Origin of the sequence: Chryseobacterium cupriresistens (assembly GCF_046614675.1) — a bacterium.
Taxonomy (GTDB): Bacteria; Bacteroidota; Bacteroidia; order Flavobacteriales; family Weeksellaceae; genus Chryseobacterium; species Chryseobacterium cupriresistens.
Genome location: NZ_JBKKJT010000002.1, coordinates 508947 through 528501 on the forward strand (window position 1 = coordinate 508947; position 19555 = coordinate 528501).

General features: G+C 38.0%; 17 protein-coding genes. 7 read left to right on the forward strand and 10 right to left on the reverse strand.

All coding sequences use genetic code 11. The features are described from left to right. The first annotated feature begins 8 nt into the window (after positions 1–8). From ACLI50_RS07490 to ACLI50_RS07500, 3 genes are read left to right on the forward strand one after another with little or no spacing between them, the layout of a single operon-like run. The gene (locus ACLI50_RS07490) at positions 9–1193 is read left to right on the forward strand and encodes a hypothetical protein (RefSeq protein ID WP_411413494.1); all 1185 of its coding nucleotides are present in this window, start codon (positions 9–11) and stop codon (positions 1191–1193) included. Positions 1194–1203: 10 nt separating this feature from the next. Further along, positions 1204–2625, forward strand: a complete 1422-nt coding sequence (locus ACLI50_RS07495; RefSeq protein WP_411413495.1) for a hypothetical protein — start codon at positions 1204–1206, stop codon at positions 2623–2625. Between the two features lie 24 nt (positions 2626–2649). After that, a complete protein-coding gene (locus ACLI50_RS07500) occupies positions 2650–3105 on the forward strand; it encodes a DUF1801 domain-containing protein (RefSeq protein WP_411413496.1) in 456 nt (151 codons plus the stop codon). 261 nt (positions 3106–3366) lie between these two features. On the opposite strand, the gene ACLI50_RS07505 is transcribed toward ACLI50_RS07500, so the two are convergent. The 4 genes from ACLI50_RS07505 to ACLI50_RS07520 are packed head-to-tail and all read right to left on the reverse strand — an operon-like array spanning position 3367 to position 9320. Further along, positions 3367–4632 carry a TolC family protein gene (locus tag ACLI50_RS07505; RefSeq protein ID WP_411413497.1) on the reverse strand — a complete coding sequence of 422 codons (1266 nt, stop codon included), beginning with the start codon at positions 4630–4632 and terminating at the stop codon, positions 3367–3369. Next, entirely contained in the window at positions 4622–7717 is a 3096-nt protein-coding gene (locus ACLI50_RS07510; protein WP_411413498.1) for an efflux RND transporter permease subunit, read from the reverse strand. The genes ACLI50_RS07505 and ACLI50_RS07510 overlap by 11 nt, the downstream gene beginning before the upstream one ends. Positions 7718–7732: 15 nt before the next feature. Further along, positions 7733–8833 carry an efflux RND transporter periplasmic adaptor subunit gene (locus tag ACLI50_RS07515; RefSeq protein WP_411413499.1) on the reverse strand — a complete coding sequence of 367 codons (1101 nt, stop codon included), beginning with the start codon at positions 8831–8833 and terminating at the stop codon, positions 7733–7735. Between the two features lie 4 nt (positions 8834–8837). Continuing rightward, entirely contained in the window at positions 8838–9320 is a 483-nt protein-coding gene (locus ACLI50_RS07520; protein ID WP_227942839.1) for an MgtC/SapB family protein, read from the reverse strand. Positions 9321–9724: 404 nt separating this feature from the next. On the opposite strand from ACLI50_RS07520, the gene ACLI50_RS07525 reads away from it, so the two are divergent. After that, entirely contained in the window at positions 9725–10576 is an 852-nt protein-coding gene (locus ACLI50_RS07525; RefSeq protein ID WP_411413500.1) for an EamA family transporter, read from the forward strand. Positions 10577–10661: 85 nt separating this feature from the next. Here ACLI50_RS07525 and ACLI50_RS07530 read toward each other — a convergent pair whose 3' ends face one another. Together ACLI50_RS07530 and ACLI50_RS07535 are read right to left on the reverse strand one after the other, a co-directional pair. Then, positions 10662–12023 (reverse strand): HAMP domain-containing sensor histidine kinase, encoded by a 1362-nt coding sequence (locus tag ACLI50_RS07530; RefSeq protein WP_411413501.1) that lies wholly within the window; start codon positions 12021–12023, stop codon positions 10662–10664. 27 nt (positions 12024–12050) lie between these two features. Continuing rightward, complete coding sequence (locus ACLI50_RS07535) at positions 12051–12755, reverse strand: response regulator transcription factor (protein WP_411413502.1); 705 nt, start codon at positions 12753–12755, stop codon at positions 12051–12053. 100 nt (positions 12756–12855) lie between these two features. Here ACLI50_RS07535 and ACLI50_RS07540 point away from each other — a divergent pair, with 100 nt between their 5' ends. Together ACLI50_RS07540 and ACLI50_RS07545 are read left to right on the forward strand one after the other, a co-directional pair. Next, positions 12856–13515 carry a YiiX/YebB-like N1pC/P60 family cysteine hydrolase gene (locus ACLI50_RS07540; protein WP_411413503.1) on the forward strand — a complete coding sequence of 220 codons (660 nt, stop codon included), beginning with the start codon at positions 12856–12858 and terminating at the stop codon, positions 13513–13515. Between the two features lie 160 nt (positions 13516–13675). After that, complete coding sequence (locus tag ACLI50_RS07545; RefSeq protein ID WP_062676181.1) at positions 13676–13987, forward strand: NIL domain-containing protein; 312 nt, start codon at positions 13676–13678, stop codon at positions 13985–13987. 456 nt (positions 13988–14443) lie between these two features. On the opposite strand, the gene murA is transcribed toward ACLI50_RS07545, so the two are convergent. Together murA and ACLI50_RS07555 are read right to left on the reverse strand one after the other, a co-directional pair. Further along, entirely contained in the window at positions 14444–15751 is a 1308-nt protein-coding gene (gene murA / locus ACLI50_RS07550) for a UDP-N-acetylglucosamine 1-carboxyvinyltransferase (protein ID WP_110008022.1), read from the reverse strand. Beyond that, positions 15751–16416: a DUF4290 domain-containing protein gene (locus ACLI50_RS07555; protein ID WP_202841191.1), complete on the reverse strand. Its 666-nt coding sequence runs from the start codon at positions 16414–16416 to the stop codon at positions 15751–15753. The genes murA and ACLI50_RS07555 overlap by 1 nt, the downstream gene beginning before the upstream one ends. A gap of 188 nt (positions 16417–16604) precedes the next feature. On the opposite strand from ACLI50_RS07555, the gene ACLI50_RS07560 reads away from it, so the two are divergent. Then, positions 16605–18044 (forward strand): alpha-amylase, encoded by a 1440-nt coding sequence (locus ACLI50_RS07560; protein WP_411413504.1) that lies wholly within the window; start codon positions 16605–16607, stop codon positions 18042–18044. A 269-nt stretch (positions 18045–18313) separates the two neighbouring features. Here the strand turns inward: ACLI50_RS07560 and ACLI50_RS07565 are convergent, their stop codons facing one another. Together ACLI50_RS07565 and ACLI50_RS07570 are read right to left on the reverse strand one after the other, a co-directional pair. Continuing rightward, positions 18314–18724 carry a thiol-disulfide oxidoreductase DCC family protein gene (locus tag ACLI50_RS07565; RefSeq protein WP_202841187.1) on the reverse strand — a complete coding sequence of 137 codons (411 nt, stop codon included), beginning with the start codon at positions 18722–18724 and terminating at the stop codon, positions 18314–18316. 4 nt (positions 18725–18728) lie between these two features. Then, on the reverse strand, positions 18729–19196 hold the full coding sequence (locus ACLI50_RS07570; protein WP_202841185.1) for a heme-binding domain-containing protein: 468 nt from the start codon (positions 19194–19196) through the stop codon (positions 18729–18731). Positions 19197–19555: the final 359 nt, after the last annotated feature.

Sequence of the window (19555 nt, forward strand, 5' to 3'; positions counted from 1 at the left end):
TAATATCCATGAATAAATTTAAACTACTTTTTTTAATACCATTATTTTATTCCGAATTTTCCCAGGCTCAGCGAATTGATAAAGAAATAATCAGTTTCCAGCTTTTAAAAGAGCCGGTTTTTCTTACGGAACTTTCCAACAGAAATTATACGATTACGGTAAAGTCTCCCTACAACATTACAAAAGATGATGTCATCAGAATTTCAAAAGAAGACCACCAGAAAAAGGTAGACAATTACCAGACTAATGTTGAAAATGCCAGGTATGAGCATCAGGAAAGATTAAAAGACTATGATGCTGAAGTAAAAAAACTTCAGGAAAAATACAAACTTGAATCTGCAGAATACAGCAAATTGTCAGCTGTTGAAAAAATTGCAGCAACCAATGGAGCTCCTGTACTGAGGCTTCCTTCAAGACCTATCCTTAATATTCCTCCAATGCCGGTGTACCAGCAGCCTGATCTGAGGGATGCTTTAATTGTAGATAACAAAATTCTGGCTTCTCAAATTGATGTGACCGGTTTTTCAAAAGGTGGAAATTATCTTGATATTGTCATTGAAATGGAAAGAACAAATTTTCAGGACAATCAGGGGAAAACTTTTGCCAACCAGCCTACAAAAATCACAGCGAAGCAAGGCGGTACAGTAAAGCTCGATAAAACCTACTTCTCAGATTTTGCAGAAATAGCAAGCGTTCCGACTAATGAAATTAATCTGAATGCTCAGGAAAAAAGATTCCTGCAAAGAACGATTGACCGTACAAGAAATATTATCAATGAAAATTTTGGGTATCAGACCATCAATTCTACCGTGACCTTGGCAACTGTGAAGAACAAAGGAGAGTATGATGATCTGGAAAAAGCATATATCTATGTGACGACCAATCTGAAGAAACTTCAGGCAAAATCGGATTACGCTCCGAATAAAGTTGCTATGGAGAATATGCAGAAAGGAATTGATCTCTGGAAAACAGCTTTAACAAAAGTAAATTACAACGATAAGAAAGCAGTTTACAATCAGAAGATCGGAGAATACCTTTATTTTAACCTGATCAGATTGAATATTGCTTTAGGAAACTATCAGGAAGCAGAGAAATATTTAAATGAGTTACAGGAGCATTTAGTAGATATTAAATTATCCTATGATGCCAATCTTGAACTGAAAAGATTAGAAGAAAAAATTTATAATAACTAAAGAAAACGATATGATTAAACAGATTATTGCTTCGGCATTAATTACCGCTTCTGTGTACTCTTTTGCACAGACGAAAGTAACAGAAGGAACAAAATTCACAGTGGATGCCAATCTTGAAACGGATGATAAACTGGTACTGGCAGATGATTACAATTCTTATATGTTCAGTGCTATTAATATTGACGGATTGATGAGAAATGTTTTCCCTCACAAAAAATTACTGATGAGAAAACTGGATCAGAACGGAAGTCTTGTGGATACTTATGTGAAAGATTATGCCAACAAAACGAATGGTGTTCTTCACAATTATCTGGGGTCACAACAGATCGATGATGATAAATTTATAGCATTTACGGAAGAGTATTTCGGAAAAGAAAACAGAAAGGAAGTATTCCTGCATGTTTTCAGCAGAAAGGAAGGGACTTTTACAACAAAGAGTATTGCAAAATACAGCATCGAGTCTACCAACAAATCAGGAACTACTTATGTCCTTTTCTCAGAAAACGGGAAATATGCAGCCATATTCAATGACAGATATGCGAATAAAAAGACAGATAATGTCAATGATGTGCTGGTAATGGATTTAAGAACACTTTCTCCGGTCTGGAACAAAGAAATCACATTGAGCAATGATTATGTTGAAAAGTCTTTGACATTAACCAACTCAGCGAAAATCGTCCTATTACGTAAAGCCGCAGGCTGGAAAGAATCGTATAAGCTTGAACTGGTTTCCAATACTGAAGATAAAGACCTTCCGTTCGATGATAAATATATTCCTGAAAAATTATATGCTTTCAGTAAAAATGATAATGATTATCTGGTAACTTTTGGAAGAAAAAATGCAGCAGTTACCATTGGAGCAAGTACTTTCGGAACGGTAATGTTTTATGATATGAAATCAGGAAAAGCAGTTATCAGCAATACCAATCTGGCTGGAAGCAAAGACATGAGCGATGTGAAAGTCATTAAAACGATTGTGAAAGGGGATGAAACTTTAATGGCTGTTCAGCAGGAGACGGTGACAAGACCTATGCCTACAGCAATGAACCGTTTCCCTGATCCTGTATATTCTCTGGATGCGGGAATGCTGATGAAGTTTAACAAAGAAGGTGAAGTAAAGCAATTCGTAGCAGCAGGAACTTCTACCGGAAAAAGAATTCATGTAGTTGAAGCCGGAGACAAACTTTATATTTCTGCTTTCTATCCTAAAGGAGCATTTGGTAATACAGGATTTTCTATGAAAGTTTTTGATTTTGCCAATCTGAAACCTCAGGAAGTAAGCCTTGATTATAAAGGCAGAAACTTCTTCCAGAACTACGGTTTTGCAGATGGAAATATGATTCAGTACGTTCCGAATGTCAATAAAATGATGTTCCTTCAAAAGAGCAGCAAAGAGGTTCAGATGTTCAGTGTATACAATTTTATAAAATAATCGTATTTTAGAAAAAATTATCACATGCAGATTCAGTCGGTTTCTATAGAAGATTATATCTCAAAAATTCCTGAAGAGAGACAGGAAGCTTTTAAAAAACTTTTTGATACGGTGAACGACAACCTTCCGAAAGGTTTTGAAGACGCTGCCAATTACGGGATGATAGGCTGGGTAGTTCCTTTGACAACCTATCCTGCCGGATATCACTGTGCACCCGGGACACCGCTGCCTTTTATCAATATTGCTTCCCAGAAGAATTTTATAGCACTCTATCATATGGGACTGTATTCGAAACCGGAACTTCTGGATTGGTTCGTAGGAGAATATCCCAAACATTCGAAGAAAAAGCTGGATATGGGTAAATCCTGTGTCCGCTTCAAAAAAACAGAAGATATTCCTTTTGAACTGATTGCCGAGCTGAGTCAGAAAATGACACCTGATGACTGGATCGGAATTTATGAATCACAGTATAAGAAATAAAAAAAGCCCTGAAATCTATTTGATTTCAGGGCTCTTTTGTGAGGGAAGCTGGAAGTTTGAAGCTGGAAGTACTATTCGTGCTTTAGAATCACTTATCGTAAATTCTGGATGGTAAAGTTTGAAGCTGGAAGATATATTTGTGTGGCAAACCACCAATTGTGATTCCTTGATGAGCAATCTGAATATTAAAAAGTTAATTAAATGATGTGTATTTATTCATCGACATCCAGAAACTTCCATCCTCCAGCTTCCCTCTTCCAGCTAAAAATGAATATCCCAGATTCCCGCTTTACGTTCCAGCTCAATCAAAGCGGCAGCATTATCTGCTAGAGCTTCATAATAATCTTTTCGAACACTGTTATAGGTTCTCTGCGCATTCAATACTTCAAGGATAGAGCTTTCTCCTCTTTTGTAGCTGTAAGTGATTCCTTCAAGAATACTTTTCGCCTCAGAAAGCATTCCGTTATGAAATTGTCTGAGCTGTTTCTGAGTGGCAGTGTACTGTTGATAAGCCTGCATTACCTCAGCTTTTATTTCCTGTTCGATCTGTTTATACTCAACTTCTGCCTGCGAATGGGCCATTTCTGCTATTTTCAATCCGGCATTTCTTCTGTTGGAAAATTTTAAAGGAATACTAATACCCATTTTGACAGCATTTACAGAGGGAGAAGGGGCAATTTCATTCGTTGCTTCGGTATGCCGTTCTGCTCCGGCACTAATGCCCAAATCTATGATGCGATTAGCTTTTTCAAGGCTGATCTGGCTTTTGGTTACTTCTGTATTTTGTTTCGCAGCCAATAAATCTGCTCTTTCATTTAAAGCCTGAAGAATCAGATCATCAATATTAAAATCTCGGTTGAAAGCATTAAAGTCTCCGGCAACATCTCTGCCTGTAATTTTGCCGTCTCCCATAAATACAGATAAACCGGTGAGAGCCTGCTGCTCTGCACTTTCAGCCTGATATACTTCATTGAGTAAAGAAGTTGCTTCCAGCTTACTCTGTTTGGAAGTGACCCATGTTATCGTTCCCAATTTGTACCGGATACTGTCGGATTTTGCGAGTTGCTGCATGTTTTGATAAGAATCCTGCTGCACTTCAAGCAAAGCCTTGGATTTTAAAGCCTCAATATATCCTAAACTGGCATCTGCACGAAGATTCCTGAAAAAATCCTGCAATTGTATTTTGCTCAGCTCCGATTGATTTCTTGCCAGATTTACCCTGGCCTTTCTTTTACCACCCAATTCAAGTGTCCAGCCAAGTGAGGCACCATACACATATCCCATACTTTGTCTTACTCCGTTATTGGTGGTTTCCATTTCCAGCTCAGGATCAGGGAACATATTAGCAGTCTGAATAGCTGCTTCGGACATGCTTACATTGTATTTTTGAGAAGCATAGCCTAAATTTTTATTTCCTACAAGACTCAGGTATTCTTCAAAGGTTAAAAGCTCTTTTTCCTGTGCTTTCATCCCGGTGATGCTGAGCAATACGACAGATAATATGATAAAACGAACTCTAATTTTCATCTGATTCTAAATTTTGTTTTTTGTTTCGGCATTCAGCCATAAAATAAATAGCCGGAAGCACGAATAAGGTTAAAATAGTAGAGAACATCAACCCGTAAACAATTACTGTTGCCAGTGGACGCTGTACATCAGAACCGATTCCTGTAGCCAGTGATGCCGGAAATAATCCGATGACAGCAACCGTCGCGGTCATCAGTACAGGTCTGAAACGGTCTTTTGCACCTTTGATGGCAGCCTCTTTCAGTTCATATCCTTTCTTCCGCAGATCATTGATATGAGAGATCATGATCACTCCATTCTGGATGGCCACTCCAAATAGAGCGATAAATCCTACTGCTGAAGATACATTCAGAGACATTCCGCGGATATTGAGTGCCAGCATTCCCCCAAATAGAGCCAACGGAACGATAGACATCAGTACCAAAGCCTGCCTGAAATCTCCAAAGGCACCGTACAGCAGAAGAAACATAATAGCTAATGCCAGCGGAACAATAAATGCCAGCCTGGAATATGCCCTGTTTTGATTTTCAAACTGTCCGCCCCATTTGATCTGGTATTTCTCATGATCATATTGGATCTCTTTTTCAATTGTATTTTGTGCATTTTTCAGGAAGGAAGAAAGATCGGTTCCTCTTAAATTCAGCTTTACCGTAAGATGTCGTTTATTCATTTCTCGGGTAATGGTGCTTTCTCCGGTACTTAATTTCACTTCTGCAACCTGTGATAAAGGTATTTTGGCTCCGGAAGCTGAAGTCAGCATCAGATTTCCGATTTTATCCGGAGTATCGCGGCTGTCTTCTGTGTAACGGCATGAAATATCATACACTTTATTGCCGATAAAGATCTGGGAAATGGCTTTTCCTCCCAATGCGACTTCAATAAGATCGGCCACATCGGCAACATTCAATCCGTACTGAGCAATTTTATCTCTGTTGGCAATAATCTGCAGTTGAGGTAACGGTGGCTCCTGATCAATGGCAAGGTCTGCCGAACCTGGAATTTTATTTAAAGTAGACAATACATTTTCTGCAATTCTTCTGGTTTCTTTAAAATCTTCTCCATATACTTTTACCACCAGCTCACTGTGCGCTCCGGAGATTTTGTCCATAACTCCATCAATCATTGGTTGTGAAAATCCGACGGTGAATCCCGGCATGTCCTTATAATCTGCAGCAAGTTCTTTGATGAGATCTGCTTTTGTTTTTCCCGAAGGCCATTCGCTGTAAGGTTTTATTCCGACAGAAACTTCAAAGTGGGAAGCAGTCCACGGGTCGGTACCATCATCGTTACGTCCTGCCTGAACCATCATATAGGTAATTTCAGGATGTTTCAGCGTGCGGGCACGTAAGGTATCACTCATTTCTTTTGATTTGGCTAAAGAAATTCCGGGTGGAAGCTGTACCTGCAGCCATATAGAGCCTTCATCCAGTTCAGGTAAGAAATCTTTTCCCACATGCCAGGAGAGAATTCCGGCAGATACTAAAACAATCATAATGGGAATGAGAACTCTTTTAGGAGTCTGCATTATTTTTTCAATGCTTTTTCCATAGGCTGTGCTGAGTTTCTCCAGCCATTTATTGTGATAAATCTTCTGTGGTTTCCGATAAATTACATAGGCTAATCCCGGAATAAGAAGTAATGCTACAGCAAGGGCTCCCAACAGAGCATATCCAACAGTAAAAGCCATGGGGGTAAATAATTTTTTTTCCACTCTTTCAAAAGCAAATAATGGAAGGTAGGCCGTAATGATAATGATGGTGGAAAAGAAAATCGGTTTTGCCACTTCAATCACTCTTTGCTTAATTGTCTTTTCTTCCAGTGTTTCTTCTGAGTTTTCTTCTCTTTTCTTGAGGATGGTTTCCAGCATAACGATGGCTCCGTCTACAATGATTCCGAAATCAATAGCTCCCAGTGAAAGAAGATTGGCCGGAATATTGGTAAAATGCATTAGTATAAAAGCAAATAATAAAGAAAGCGGAATGGTAATCGCTACCAGTAATGCTCCGCGCCAGCTTCCCAGAAATACAATCAGTACAATAATCACCAGTACAATTCCTTCGGTAAGGGTATGAGAAACTGTGGTAAGCGTTGTTTTTACAAGATCTGTTCTGTCCAGAAAAGGATGGATCTTTACTCCGGGTGGAAGTGTTTCATTATTAAGTTCTTCAATCGCTTCATGTACTCCTTCCAGTACCTGGGAAGGGTTTTGTCCCCTTAGCAATAGTACAATTCCTTCTACACTTTCAGAATAATTACGGTTTCTGTCTGTGTAGCCAAGAACTCCTTTTCTTTCAAGGTTTCCGTATTTCAGTGTTCCAACATCATTCAGGAAAACAGGAACCCCATTCTGGGTTTTCACTACAATTTTTCCCAGATCATCCAGGTCTTTTACCAAACCAATTCCGCGGATTACATACGCAAGGTTTCCACGGGGAAGCATACTTCCTCCAGCACTGACATTGTTTTTGGATATTGTTTCGGTAACTTCTGACAGGGATAAACCGTACTGTTCAAGCTTATGCGGATTCAGCTCAATCTGGAACTGGGTGGTCATTCCTCCGAAATTGGTGACATCAGCAATTCCTGAAACCTGTTTGATTCGGGGAATAATGACAAATTTCTGTAAATCTGTCAATTCCCGCAGACTGTGGCTTTTACTTTCAATAATGTAACGATACACTTCGCCGATGGGAGAGGTAAGGGGATCTAATCCGGGCTGTGCCCCATAAGGAAGCTCCACATCCGTCAGTCTTTCCTGAATACGCTGCCTTGCCCAGTAATCATCTATACCATCATCAAATACTATCGTAATAATGGAAAGCCCAAAGGTACTTTTGCTTCGCATCACATGCATTCCGGGAAGTCCGTTCAAAGATCTTTCCAAAGGAATGGTAATTTGCTGTTCTACTTCTTCGGCGGCCAGGCCCGGAACCTGCGTTACCACCTGGGAAGTGACATCGGCAATATCAGGATAGGCTTCTATGGATAATCTGGTCCAGGAATAGTATCCGAAGAATCCCAGTAAAAGGAAGAGGGCAAGCATCAGCCATCTCTTCTGTATAGAGATTGTCAATAATTTCTTCATAGTTTTTCATTTACATTATTTTGTATCAGGCATATAAATTCCGCCTTCGGTCATGATGGTTTCTCCGGGTTTTAATCCTGATATGATTCTTACAGTTTTTTCATCGGTTTCTCCCGTTGTCACAGAACGTCTGGTAAATTGGCTTTTTCCTGTTTTTATCCATACATATTGTGAACTGTCCTCCTGCATTAAAGCTGTTACAGGAATCATTACTGTCTTTTCAGGAGTTGTTGAGAAGTTTACGGTGGCGTACATTCCCGGCTTTAATTTTCTGTCCGGATTATCGCATTCAATAAGAACTTTAATGCTTCGGGTATCTTCATCCACCATTTCATTGATGTGGTATACTTTTCCGGTAATATTTCTGTCGGGATAGGCACTCACTTTTACAGAAACCTGGTTGCCAATATTGACAAAGCGGATGTCTTTTTCCTTTACATCACCGGAAATCCAGACTTTTGATAATTCTGCAATGATTACTACAGGATCTGCATCTCCCTTCAGGTATTGCCCGTTGACAATTTTGTTGGAAATAATTTCTCCGCCAATGGGAGCCCTTACAACAAGCGGATTTCCTATGCCTCCTCCTTTGCTGTTATAAACCTTCAAGGCAGAAGAGGCATTGGAAAGGGATGTTTTTTTATTTTTAAAATCAGTTTCCGCTTCGTCCAGCTCTTTCTGGATACCGACTCCATGTTTTACTAGGTCCTGCTGGCGTCTGTAATTTTTTTCTGCAAGCTGTACATCATTCAGAGCATCCGTGTAATCTTTTTGAACCGAAAAATAATCTGAGGAAAGGATTTCAAAAAGTGGATTTCCGGCAGAAACATTCTGTCCAAGCTGAATAAAAGATTTTGTAATTCTTCCGGAAAAAGGACTGGCAATTTCCGCGTAGTGATTGGGAATTGCCTGGATTGTTCCCGCTGAAATTACACCATCACTGTGTTCCTGTTTGGTTACCATCTGTGTTTTAATTTTTTTGAAAACCGGATGGCTTTCCGGAATGGTGATCTGATTACCTTTTGTTATGATTTCCGGATCTTTGTTTTGCTGAGGTGCATTGTCTTTACAAGAGACTGCAAAGAGAATAATACTACTTAAGATTATTTTTTTCATGATCTTAATACAATTGAGTGCTGTTGCTGATTTTTACTTTTTCTTTGTTATTTTTCCTGGTACTGAACCATTTTTTGCTTCTGGCTTCTTTCTGAGAGGATAGAGTAGGTCTCAGGAATATATTGGTAGATACAATGAAGAGAACTGTGATAAAGGCTTCCAGAGGATATCCCAAAGCGCATAATGCGCCTATGGCTGCTGAACACCATAATGTCGCTGCTGTATTTAATCCTCTTACGGTAAGGCCGTCTTTCATGATAACACCACCGCCAAGGAAACCTATTCCACTGACGATATAAGAGGTGATTCGGCCGGCTGCATCGCCACCAATTCTGATAGCAATCAGTACAAATGCAGCAGAACCGATACATACCAGAGTGTTGGTGCGGAGACCTGCATTTTTTTTGCGCCACTGTCTTTCGAAGCCAATACCGGCTCCCAGACAAAATGCGGTAAGGAGACGAAGGGTAAATTCGAATGTATTCATAACTTTTCCTGTTTTTATAAGCTTTTCAGCTGTACGGGAAAAGTGAGTACAACTAAAGCTTTTAAGATTGATAATTACTGTAAGGATCTGAGTCCATATTGCTTTATTTTTTACTGTGCAAAAGTAAAACTGACTGCCCTTTTTTGCCGTTAGAAAAGCTTTAGAATGTGATTAGAAAATCATTAGAGAAAGTTCCTTCCTGTTTTTTTGATGATTCTGCAGGAAATAGTTGTTTATTATATCCTTTTAATATGTGTAAACTGTACCCATGATAAGCGATAAAATTTCAATACATTTGGAGGCTGATTTTTGTATGATGAATTTTACAATCTGTCATATGAAATAAAAGCTTGTTAAATCCCGGAGACTTCCTTCCAATATCTTTTGAATTATATATTTTAGAAATGAAAAAATCAAACTTAGCAATACCGGCTACGCTTTTAGCGATTATCTGTGTGCAGGGAGGAGCCTCCATTGCAAAACAGCTTTTTCCTGTAATCGGAGCGATTGGTACGGTTACTTTAAGAATTGTACTTTCTGCTGTTTTGCTTACTTTGCTTAACCGACCTAAGTTTTTACAATTTAACAGTCAGAAATGGAAATACTGTGCAATCTATGGAGTTGGATTGGCTGCAATGAATCTTATTTTCTATATGGCGATTCAAAGGATTCCGCTGGGATTGGCTGTTACTGTGGAATTTGCCGGGCCATTATTTCTCGCATTGGCATTGTCACGTAAGCTGTTGGATGTCGTGTGGGCATTACTGGCCTGTGTGGGAATTTTGTTAATTGTTCCGTGGAAAAATGATCATGTCGATTTGTTAGGACTTGGATTGGCCTTTCTGGCAGGGATGTTCTGGGCCCTGTATATTGTAATGGGTGGAAAGGTCTCCCAAATAATGGATGGAAAAGATGCGGTTACCACCGGGATGATATTTGCCAGTCTTGTCATTATTCCCTTTACCATCTGGGATGGAGCCGTTTTCAATCTTACTCCTTCTATTTTCATAAAAGGACTTGGCGTGGCTGTTCTTTCGAGTGCTTTGCCTTTTTCACTGGAGATGATGGCTCTCAAAAAACTTCCGGCAAAGACATTCAGTATTCTGATGAGCCTGGAACCTGCATTTGCAGCACTTTCAGGATTGGTTTTTCTTGCTGAAGAATTATCTTTTTTACAATGGATTTCTATTGCCTGTGTGATTACAGCGAGTATAGGAACGACAGTTTTCAATAAAAAATCTCTTTCTCATGATTAAATAAGAAATTTTAAAAACCATTAAGCTAATTAAGGTTTTAAGGGAAGTTAAGATTCAAATACATTTGAATGAAGCTTTTGATCAATTACTGGGTAATAAACTCTACCGTAAAAATAGTTTTATTCTTTTCCGATACAACTTTGACTTTTGCATTGTGGAGCAGAATAATTTTCTCGGTGAGAAATAATCCTATTCCATGACCTTTTTCATGTTTGGAGTTTTCGCTCCTGTAAAAAGGCTCAAAAATATGCTGTAAATCTTCTTTATTAATGCTATTTCCGGTATTGGTAAAACTGATGGTAAGGATTTTTGAATCCGTACTTACATCAATCAGACAAGTATGTTCCGGAGAATATTTACAGGCATTGTCAATAAGATTGTTGAAGGCAACTTGAAGAAGATACTCATTTCCCAGGATGGTAAGCTGGTGTTCTTCTACCAAATCTTCAATGTTCATTGAAACTTTATATCCCGGATTATCTTTCGTGATTTTGGTATAAGATTCCAGAAGAACTTCATCAAGACGTACTTCCGAAAAACTGATCTCATCGGGATCATAGCTTGCTTTGGCAAGATTCATTAAACTATTTGACAGTTTTACCATATTCCGGGCATCATCCAGCGCGAAGTGAATGGTTTCCTGATACTCTTCTTTGGTTTTATCTTTTTCAGAAGCGAGTTCCAGCTCGGTGATGATGGCTGCTAAAGGTGTTCTCAGTTCGTGAGAAATATTGGATACAAAATGCTTTTGCGAATCAAAAGAATTTTCAAGCCGTTCCAGCATTCCATTGAAGTTTTCAGCAAGCTCATTTAGTTCGTCTTTTTCTTTGGTTGTTTTCAGGCGTAACTGTAATTTCCCGGCGGTTATTTTTTTTATCTGAATAACCATTTCAGTCAGCGGACTCAATGCTTTTTTAGAAAGAAATATTCCGGCCAGATAAATCAAAATCAGAATAATGAAAAACGAGATGAGACTGATGGTAAGAAGATGTGTAAGATAATCATATCCGTATTGATCATAGGCTGCCGCAGTTACCGCATACGTTTTTCCTTCATAATGATACACGATTCCAATGACCTGCAGATCATTGAGAAAGAAATTGATTTTCTTTTTTTGAAATATCTTGGAAAGCATTTCCGAAGTTTCCTTTACATAATCTACTTTGGCGTCATCATGATAAACCAGCTCTTTATTATTGTCATAAATCGCTACCTGAACTTCGTTAAGCGTTCTGGTATTGTTTTTATAAAGCTTGTGCATTTCCTGCTCGGGGAGTGAGCTTCGGAAAAATAAATCGGCCTTGGCAATCGCTTCATTTTGAAGTTCGCTGTAAAAAGATTGCTCTCTGGCTTCTTTGGATGAATAATAGATCGAAATGCTGTAAATACCTAAAAGCATTGCAGTGATTAAGGTGAAAAGCAGCGTTAGTCGGGTTCTTATTTTCATCCGGATATTTTTAGTTTATCTTAATGCTTACTGTACAGTGCCTGTTTCGTAGTCTTTTTTCAGAATAAATCCCATACCGGCTTTGGTATGGATCAGTTTGGTTTCAAAATCTTTATCTATTTTTTTTCGTAGATAATTGATATAGACATCAATAAAGTTGGTCCCCGTATCAAAATGGGTTTCCCACACTTTTTCCGCAATTTCACTTCTGGAAAGCACTCTTTCTGAATTTTCCATCATGAATTTTAAGAGATTAAATTCTTTCGGGGTCAATTTTATAGGCGTATGATCACGGCTCACGGTTTTTTGTTCCAGATTCATTTCAATACCTTCATATGTAAGAACAGAAATCTTTTGGTGGGGCTGTTGTGAAAATCTTTTCAGAAGTACTTTGATCCTTGCCACCAGTTCACGCATTTCAAAAGGTTTGGTGAGATAATCATCAGCTCCTGCATCAAATCCTTCCAGCTTATCATCCGTAGTTCCCAGTGCAGTAAGCATAATAACAGGAAGATTGGGTTTTAAAGCTTTGATTTCATTACAGAATTCAAGACCATCTTTTTTGGGCAATACAATATCTGTCACTACCAGATCAAAATGGGTCTGTAAAGCCAGCTTCAGACCGGTATTTCCATCGTAAGCTGCAGTGACCTCAAACTCTGCTTCCTGAAATCCCTTTGCAATCAATTTTGAAAGTCTGTCGTCGTCTTCAATTAATAAAATATGGGGCATAAAATTCCTGAAGTGTTTGGGTTGGGGTGAAGAATAGATCAATATTCTCACAAATGTAATGAATTCTATTTTGTAATTTTGGTTCCGAAAATAGAATCGAATGTCTGAATTTAGATTAAAAAAGAGGTCTGTGGCTGGATTTTTATGCGGTCTGATGTTATTATTGGTACAGTGTCATAATAATGTTTCTGTAAGTACTGTAGATATCAGAAACGGAGACTTGCTTTTTGTAACTGCAAAAGAAACAGGGCTTTCCGGAGCGATTAATAATGTAACTCAACAACAAAAAACAGCTTCATTTGATCATATAGGAATTCTGGAAAAAGAGGGCCGCAAAATGTTTGTTCTGCATGCTGCACCAAAAGGCGGTTCTCAGAGACAAGATTTAAAAGACTTTATTAAAGATCAGAAAGAAGAAGGTCAGGAGGTGATTGTTTACCGGTTAAAACCGGAATATCAGAAAGCAATTCCTGAAGCGGTTAAAAAAGCGCATTCCATGCTGGGAAAACCTTACAATTTCAATTATATCCTTGATGAAAATTCCTATTACTGTTCAGATTTTGTGGAAAGAGCTTTTCGGGACGAACATATTTTCAAACTGGAGCCCATGACATTTATTGATCCGAAAACAGGAAAAACAAACACATTCTGGGAAGAATTTTATACTAAGAAAAATCTCAAAGTCCCTGAAGGTGAGCCTGGTTGCAACCCAAACGGATTGGCCGGTTCTGGTAAATTAGAAAGAATAGGGAACTATTAAAACATAAGAGAAGCTCAACAGGCTTCTTTTTTTTATGTTAAATTTTTAAAAATATTAGTCTACTAATTTGGTGGACTAATATTTTTTTATATTTTTGTCACAGATTTAAAAACAAAAGTGTCATATGATCTGACAGAGTTTAACCCAAAAATGTTTAGCAATGATTACACCTAATCCAGGCCTGCAGGTTTTACAAAATAAAATTAACCTGCCTAAAAAAGAATTGTTATTGGAAATAGAGTTGAATGGTAAAATGAAATTTGAACATTTGATGAATACGATCTACAATCAATTTGGCATTTGTCATAGAGTGTTATCTGCTAACGTAGAGTATGTGAACGGGTATAGTTTCGGTTCAGTACAGTTATATATTAATGTCAATTCAGAAGATTTTCAGCAGCTTGAAGTGTATCTGAATAAAAATAAACTTATCAATACGACGGTAGAATATACCTGCAGAACATATTTTTAAGTGAGATTCATATAGTTTTAATTACTCAAAGCGTCCGGTTTTACCGGGCGCTTTTTATTTGCCACTATAACAGATTTAAATGACGAATCAAATTGCTGCAGAACAGAGGTGCCTCAAGGGTGTCATTCTGAGCGAAATGAAATGTAGTGAAGAATCTCATATATTTGATTGGCAATAAGATTCTTCCTTCGCCAGAAATCAAAGATTCGACGTAGTCAATGACAGAAGTAAAGCAAAAAAACGCTCAGAATATTCTGAACGTTTTTAAATAAAATTCTTGGCTTATCCCTTTAGTTAATATTAATAACTCGGGATTAATAATTAACAAAGGTTTTCTTATTGATAACCCTTCGACAAGCTCAGGGTGACAGCCCTAATACCAACCGAAATTTTTAAGCGTTGTCAGGCTGAGCCTGTCGAAGCCATTATTTAAAGGATTAGCTCAATAAAATAATTTTAGATTCTTTCAATGTCAGCACCAATAGCTCTTAGCCTTCCATCAATATTTTCATATCCTCTGTCGATCTGCTCAATATTGTGGATAATAGATTTTCCTTCCGCAGAAAGTGCTGCAATAAGAAGGGCATTTCCGGCTCTGATATCCGGGGAAACCATTGTTGTCCCTCTTAACGGAGCTTCCTGGTTCAATCCGATTACCGTAGCTCTGTGCGGATCACATAAAATGATCTGAGCACCCATATCAATTAATTTATCCACAAAGAATAATCTGGATTCAAACATTTTCTGATGAACCAGAATACTTCCTTTGGCCTGAGTAGCCACTACTAAAATAATAGATAATAAATCAGGCGTAAATCCAGGCCATGGCGCATCCGAAATCGTAAGGATAGAACCGTCAATAAATTTCTGGATTTTATAATGCTCCTGTGCCGGAATATAGATATCATCACCGCTTTGTTCAAGCTGAATTCCCAGTTTTCTGAAGGTATTCGGAATTACCCCAAGCTGGTTCCAGTTTACATTTTTGATGGTGATTTCAGATTTTGTCATGGCTGCAAGACCAATCCATGAGCCGATCTCTACCATGTCCGGAAGCATGGTATGCTCAGTACCTCTCAGATATTCAACCCCTTCAATAGTAAGAAGGTTGGACCCGATTCCTGAGATATTGGCTCCCATTCTGTTCAGCATTTTACATAATTGCTGAAGATAAGGTTCACAGGCAGCATTGTAGATTCTTGTTTTTCCTTTAGCCAAAGCGGCTGCCATTACAATATTGGCAGTTCCGGTTACAGAAGCTTCTTCCAATAAGATGAATTTTCCTCTCAGTTCCTTAGCTTTTAAAGAGTAGAAATATTCCTCCTCATCATAATTGAATTCAGCACCTAATTCAACAAGTCCCTGAAAGTGAGTATCCAATCTTCTTCTCCCGATTTTGTCACCTCCGGGAGTAGGCATATAAGCCTCTCCATAACGGGCAAGCATTGGTCCCATCAGCATAATGGATCCGCGTAGTTTGGCTCCGTCTTTTTTAAACTCGTTAGATTTTATATAATCAAAATTGACCTGATCCGCTTTGAAAGTATAATCTCCCTGTCCGTTTTTGGTAATTTTTACTCCAAAATCTCCAAGAATTTCAATCAGTCTGTTCACATCATGGATATCAGGAATATTTTTAATTCTTACCTCTTCGTCCGTCAGAAGAACCGCACATAAAATTTGTAGAGCCTCATTTTTGGCTCCTTGTGGAGTTATTTCACCCTGCAGTCTTTTTCCTCCTCTTATTTGAAATGTTCCACTCATTATTTTCTGTTTTTATGATTGTTATTATGCCTTCTTTTGTTGGGCTGGTTATTATTTTTATTATTGCTGTTGTTCCTGTTGTTGTTATTGTTATTCCTGTTGTTGTTATTGCTGGTGTAATAAATTTTACTCTTTTCAAGAGAATCTATTCCGGTAAGATCCAGCCTGTTTTCAGACAGTTCTTTCAGGTGGCGGAAAATAACATCATCCGTCACATGTTCCTTATTATAGACATTATAAGACTTCTTCATATTGTTGGCAATCACCTCAATAAGGGCTTCTTTTTCATCACCTGTTTCCAGTTCGATTGCCTTTTCTATCAATTGAAGAATACTTTTTCCGTAGAACTTAAAGTCACCTTGAAGTTTTGGGTATTCCATTCTTTTAGGCTTTTCCGCCAGCTGTTCCATCGTTGGGAACGGATAAGGAGAATCTACATCCAGATCATAGTTGGCAAGAATAAAAAGATGGTCCCAAAGTTTATGTTTATAATTTTCCTCGTCGCGAAGTTGTGGGTTTCTCTGACCCATAAAATCGATGATTGCCATAGCCATTTCATTCCTTTCGTCTTTGGAAGGAAGTTCTTTGCAGCGCTCAACCAACTGTTGTATAATTCTGCCATATTCCGGCATATGAAGCTGAGTTTTTTGGGTGTTGTATTCCATAGTATGCAAATATATGCATTAAAAGAAAAATTGTCTCGGGAATCTGAAAAATTTATGATTTTTTAATGAAAAAAATTGAATGCCTTTCATCTTGATTTATTAGGTGAAATGAAAATATTTCCCGTTTATTTGATTTTGTTTTTAATAAAATTGTATCTTGTTTAATAGATTGATAATTAATTACAGCGATGAAAAAAACAAACTTTTTCCTTTCACTACTGGCTTTAGCATTAATAAGCTCATGCCGTACAAGTGATGAATTAATGACAGAACCTACCAAGCAGGAAGAGGTTCATAACAAAACAGTGAATGTGACCCATCATGATGGCCGGCCTTTCAGTACAGGAAGCGGTTCAGGTTCCACACAAAGTAAATTCGTAGCCGGACCGGGTGGCGGAGTTCTTATGCAGGGCTTTTACTGGGATGTTCCGGAAGGTGGTAACTGGTGGAATACCGTTAAAGACAAAATAACAGCGTGGTCCAATGCCGGAATTGGTGCGGTATGGCTGCCGCCGGCATCAAAAGCACAGAACGGTGCATATTCTATGGGATACGATCCTACAGATTATTATGATTTTGGAAATTTTAATCAGAATGGAAGCACAGAAACCCGTTTCGGATCCAGAGCCGAACTGGAAGCATTGATTACGAAAGCGCATGCTGAAAACATGCAGGTGTATGCAGACATTGTAATCAATCACAACAGTGGCGGGCAGTCTGAAGCCAATCCTTTTACAGGAACTAATACCTGGACCAATTTTTCTGGTGTGGCTTCCGGAAAATTCCAGAGAAACTATAATGACTTTTACAAAAATGCTTACGGGAATAATGATGAAGGGGCTTTTGGTGGCTTTCCGGATTTGTGCCACGCGAATCCTCATGTGCAGGACTGGCTTTGGGGAAGAGATGATTCCTTAGCAAAATATTATAAAAATGTGATGAAATTTGATGGCTGGAGGTTTGATTACGTTAAGGGGTTCGGACCATGGGTTGTTAACACCTGGAATTCTAACGTAGGTGGATTTTCTGTCGGGGAATTATGGGATTCAAATGTCAACACATTGGAATGGTGGGCCAATAATGCCAACAGTTCCGTATTTGATTTTGCGGCCTATTATAAAATGGATGAAGCCTTTGATAATGGTAATTTAAATGCTTTGAATGATGATATGATGTGGAAAAGAAATCCATACAAAGCAGTCACCTTTGTTGCCAATCATGATACCGATATCATCTACAATAAAATGCCGGCATATGCCTATATCTTAACCCATGAAGGTTATCCTACCATTTTTTACAGAGATTATGAAGAATGGTTAAATAAGGAACGACTGAACAATCTGATCTGGATTCACAATAACAAAGCCACCGGAACAACTTCCATTCTCTACACCGATAATGATGAATATATTGCAAGACGTAACGGTTATAATGGTAATCCGGGACTTGTAGTTTACATCAATACGTCTTCAAACTGGCAGGAAAGATGGATAGAAACCAACTGGAGCAGCCAGCAGATCAAAGATTTTACAGGGAACTCAAGCTGGTACCCAACAACTCAGGGAGATAAATGGGTGAAAATCCAGTGTCCGCCGAATTCTTATTCTGTGTGGTCGCTGAATTTATGAGTAATGAGCAATGGGTAATTATTGATAATTGATAATTGATAATTGATAATTGATAATTGATAATTGATAATTGATTAAGCTGGTAAGAGACTGTTCTTCGGTTTAATTTCTATTAAACATTAAACATTAAACATTAAACATTAAACTAGCAAAACTATACGTCTTAGTTGTCATTCCGTAGGAATATCTATACAAAGCATTAATATTGTAGGAAATTCTTACGGAATGATCTTTTTATAAGTTAAATGAAACGGTGTAAGAATCATTAATTACACCTGAATAAATTTTTTCTTCTGATGAAGGTCCGGTAAATAACATTTCTGGTTGGCCAGCTTCATCCTGTTTCTGGAAATAAGATCATAGGCCTTGTCCCTTAAAAATGCCGGAACGATTTTTCCGATAAACGAAAGTTTATATATGCCTCCCAACAAGTTAGCTATTTCCAGTACTGCCCTTGACTTGATCAGATAAAACCGTCCGGGTTTCCACAGATACATAGTATTGAATACATTGGTTTCCAGCCCTCTTTCAGATAAAAACTGCTGTCCGAAATCAGATTGAAGAGAAGCAAACATGAACTGGTCTTTATTGTCCCGTTCCAAAATCCACTGTACCCAGAAATTGCAGACTCCGCAATCTCCGTCAAAAAATACAATATGCTTATTTTCCCAATTTTCCATGACGTTATTTATTAAATAGGATTCCCCTTTCCGTGTCTTCTTTTACTTTTTTGAAATAATGGATAAGATCTGCACGCTGCTCATCAGAAAGTTTAGCATTCTGATGGCCTAAATAATAGGATTCAAGCGGCATCTCTTTTTTTTCAACCATTTCTATACATTCCTCAAGTTTATGAAGCTGTCTTTTAGGTTCATACACTGCAAAGGTAGAAAAATTAAGATGATTCCTGCCCTCGTCAATATGATTTTTTACCCACCATGACATCGGGGAGATATTGCTGTACCATGGATACTTTGTTTCATTGGAATGACAATCATAACATGATGTTCTGATTGTATGCGCTATCTTTTCAGGAGTATTTTTAATTTTCAGAAAATCCATACCGGGAGTTGGCGGCGGATTCGTTTTATCGATAGGAAAAAATTGTATGATGATAAATACAACGAGAACGACAACAATTATTTTTTTCATAGCGGATGTTCATGTTTTATAAATATAAAGATAGTTAATTTATTTTTAGTGAAAGAAAGTTAGAAGCTGGAAGAAGGAACAGCTTCCAGAAAATGTTGTAATAGTGTATTTTTTAGCAATTAATATGTTATTTTCATGGTGACGCCAAACATCCTCCTTTCAACTTCCTTCTCCCTTTACATTCTTACGTTGAGTAATTCTAAATTGGAAGGTATACTGTTGTTTTTATTTAAGTTAATCTTAAAAATGACTAACTTAATACCACAATTCTGACCAGATATTGTGCCGTTGAAAATATTTATTTATAGTTTTTAACTATCATTGAGATAAAAATTAATAGATTGTATTTATTGAGCAAA

Coding starts and splice junctions, on each gene's coding strand:
- ACLI50_RS07490 (WP_411413494.1), top strand. CDS start 9: ATGAATAAATTTAAACTACTTTTTTTAATACCATTATTTTATTCCGAA.
- ACLI50_RS07495 (WP_411413495.1), top strand. CDS start 1,204: ATGATTAAACAGATTATTGCTTCGGCATTAATTACCGCTTCTGTGTAC.
- ACLI50_RS07500 (WP_411413496.1), top strand. CDS start 2,650: ATGCAGATTCAGTCGGTTTCTATAGAAGATTATATCTCAAAAATTCCT.
- ACLI50_RS07505 (WP_411413497.1), bottom strand. CDS start 4,632: ATGAAAATTAGAGTTCGTTTTATCATATTATCTGTCGTATTGCTCAGC.
- ACLI50_RS07510 (WP_411413498.1), bottom strand. CDS start 7,717: ATGAAGAAATTATTGACAATCTCTATACAGAAGAGATGGCTGATGCTT.
- ACLI50_RS07515 (WP_411413499.1), bottom strand. CDS start 8,833: ATGAAAAAAATAATCTTAAGTAGTATTATTCTCTTTGCAGTCTCTTGT.
- ACLI50_RS07520 (WP_227942839.1), bottom strand. CDS start 9,320: ATGAATACATTCGAATTTACCCTTCGTCTCCTTACCGCATTTTGTCTG.
- ACLI50_RS07525 (WP_411413500.1), top strand. CDS start 9,725: ATGAAAAAATCAAACTTAGCAATACCGGCTACGCTTTTAGCGATTATC.
- ACLI50_RS07530 (WP_411413501.1), bottom strand. CDS start 12,023: ATGAAAATAAGAACCCGACTAACGCTGCTTTTCACCTTAATCACTGCA.
- ACLI50_RS07535 (WP_411413502.1), bottom strand. CDS start 12,755: ATGCCCCATATTTTATTAATTGAAGACGACGACAGACTTTCAAAATTG.
- ACLI50_RS07540 (WP_411413503.1), top strand. CDS start 12,856: ATGTCTGAATTTAGATTAAAAAAGAGGTCTGTGGCTGGATTTTTATGC.
- ACLI50_RS07545 (WP_062676181.1), top strand. CDS start 13,676: ATGATTACACCTAATCCAGGCCTGCAGGTTTTACAAAATAAAATTAAC.
- murA (WP_110008022.1), bottom strand. CDS start 15,751: ATGAGTGGAACATTTCAAATAAGAGGAGGAAAAAGACTGCAGGGTGAA.
- ACLI50_RS07555 (WP_202841191.1), bottom strand. CDS start 16,416: ATGGAATACAACACCCAAAAAACTCAGCTTCATATGCCGGAATATGGC.
- ACLI50_RS07560 (WP_411413504.1), top strand. CDS start 16,605: ATGAAAAAAACAAACTTTTTCCTTTCACTACTGGCTTTAGCATTAATA.
- ACLI50_RS07565 (WP_202841187.1), bottom strand. CDS start 18,724: ATGGAAAATTGGGAAAATAAGCATATTGTATTTTTTGACGGAGATTGC.
- ACLI50_RS07570 (WP_202841185.1), bottom strand. CDS start 19,196: ATGAAAAAAATAATTGTTGTCGTTCTCGTTGTATTTATCATCATACAA.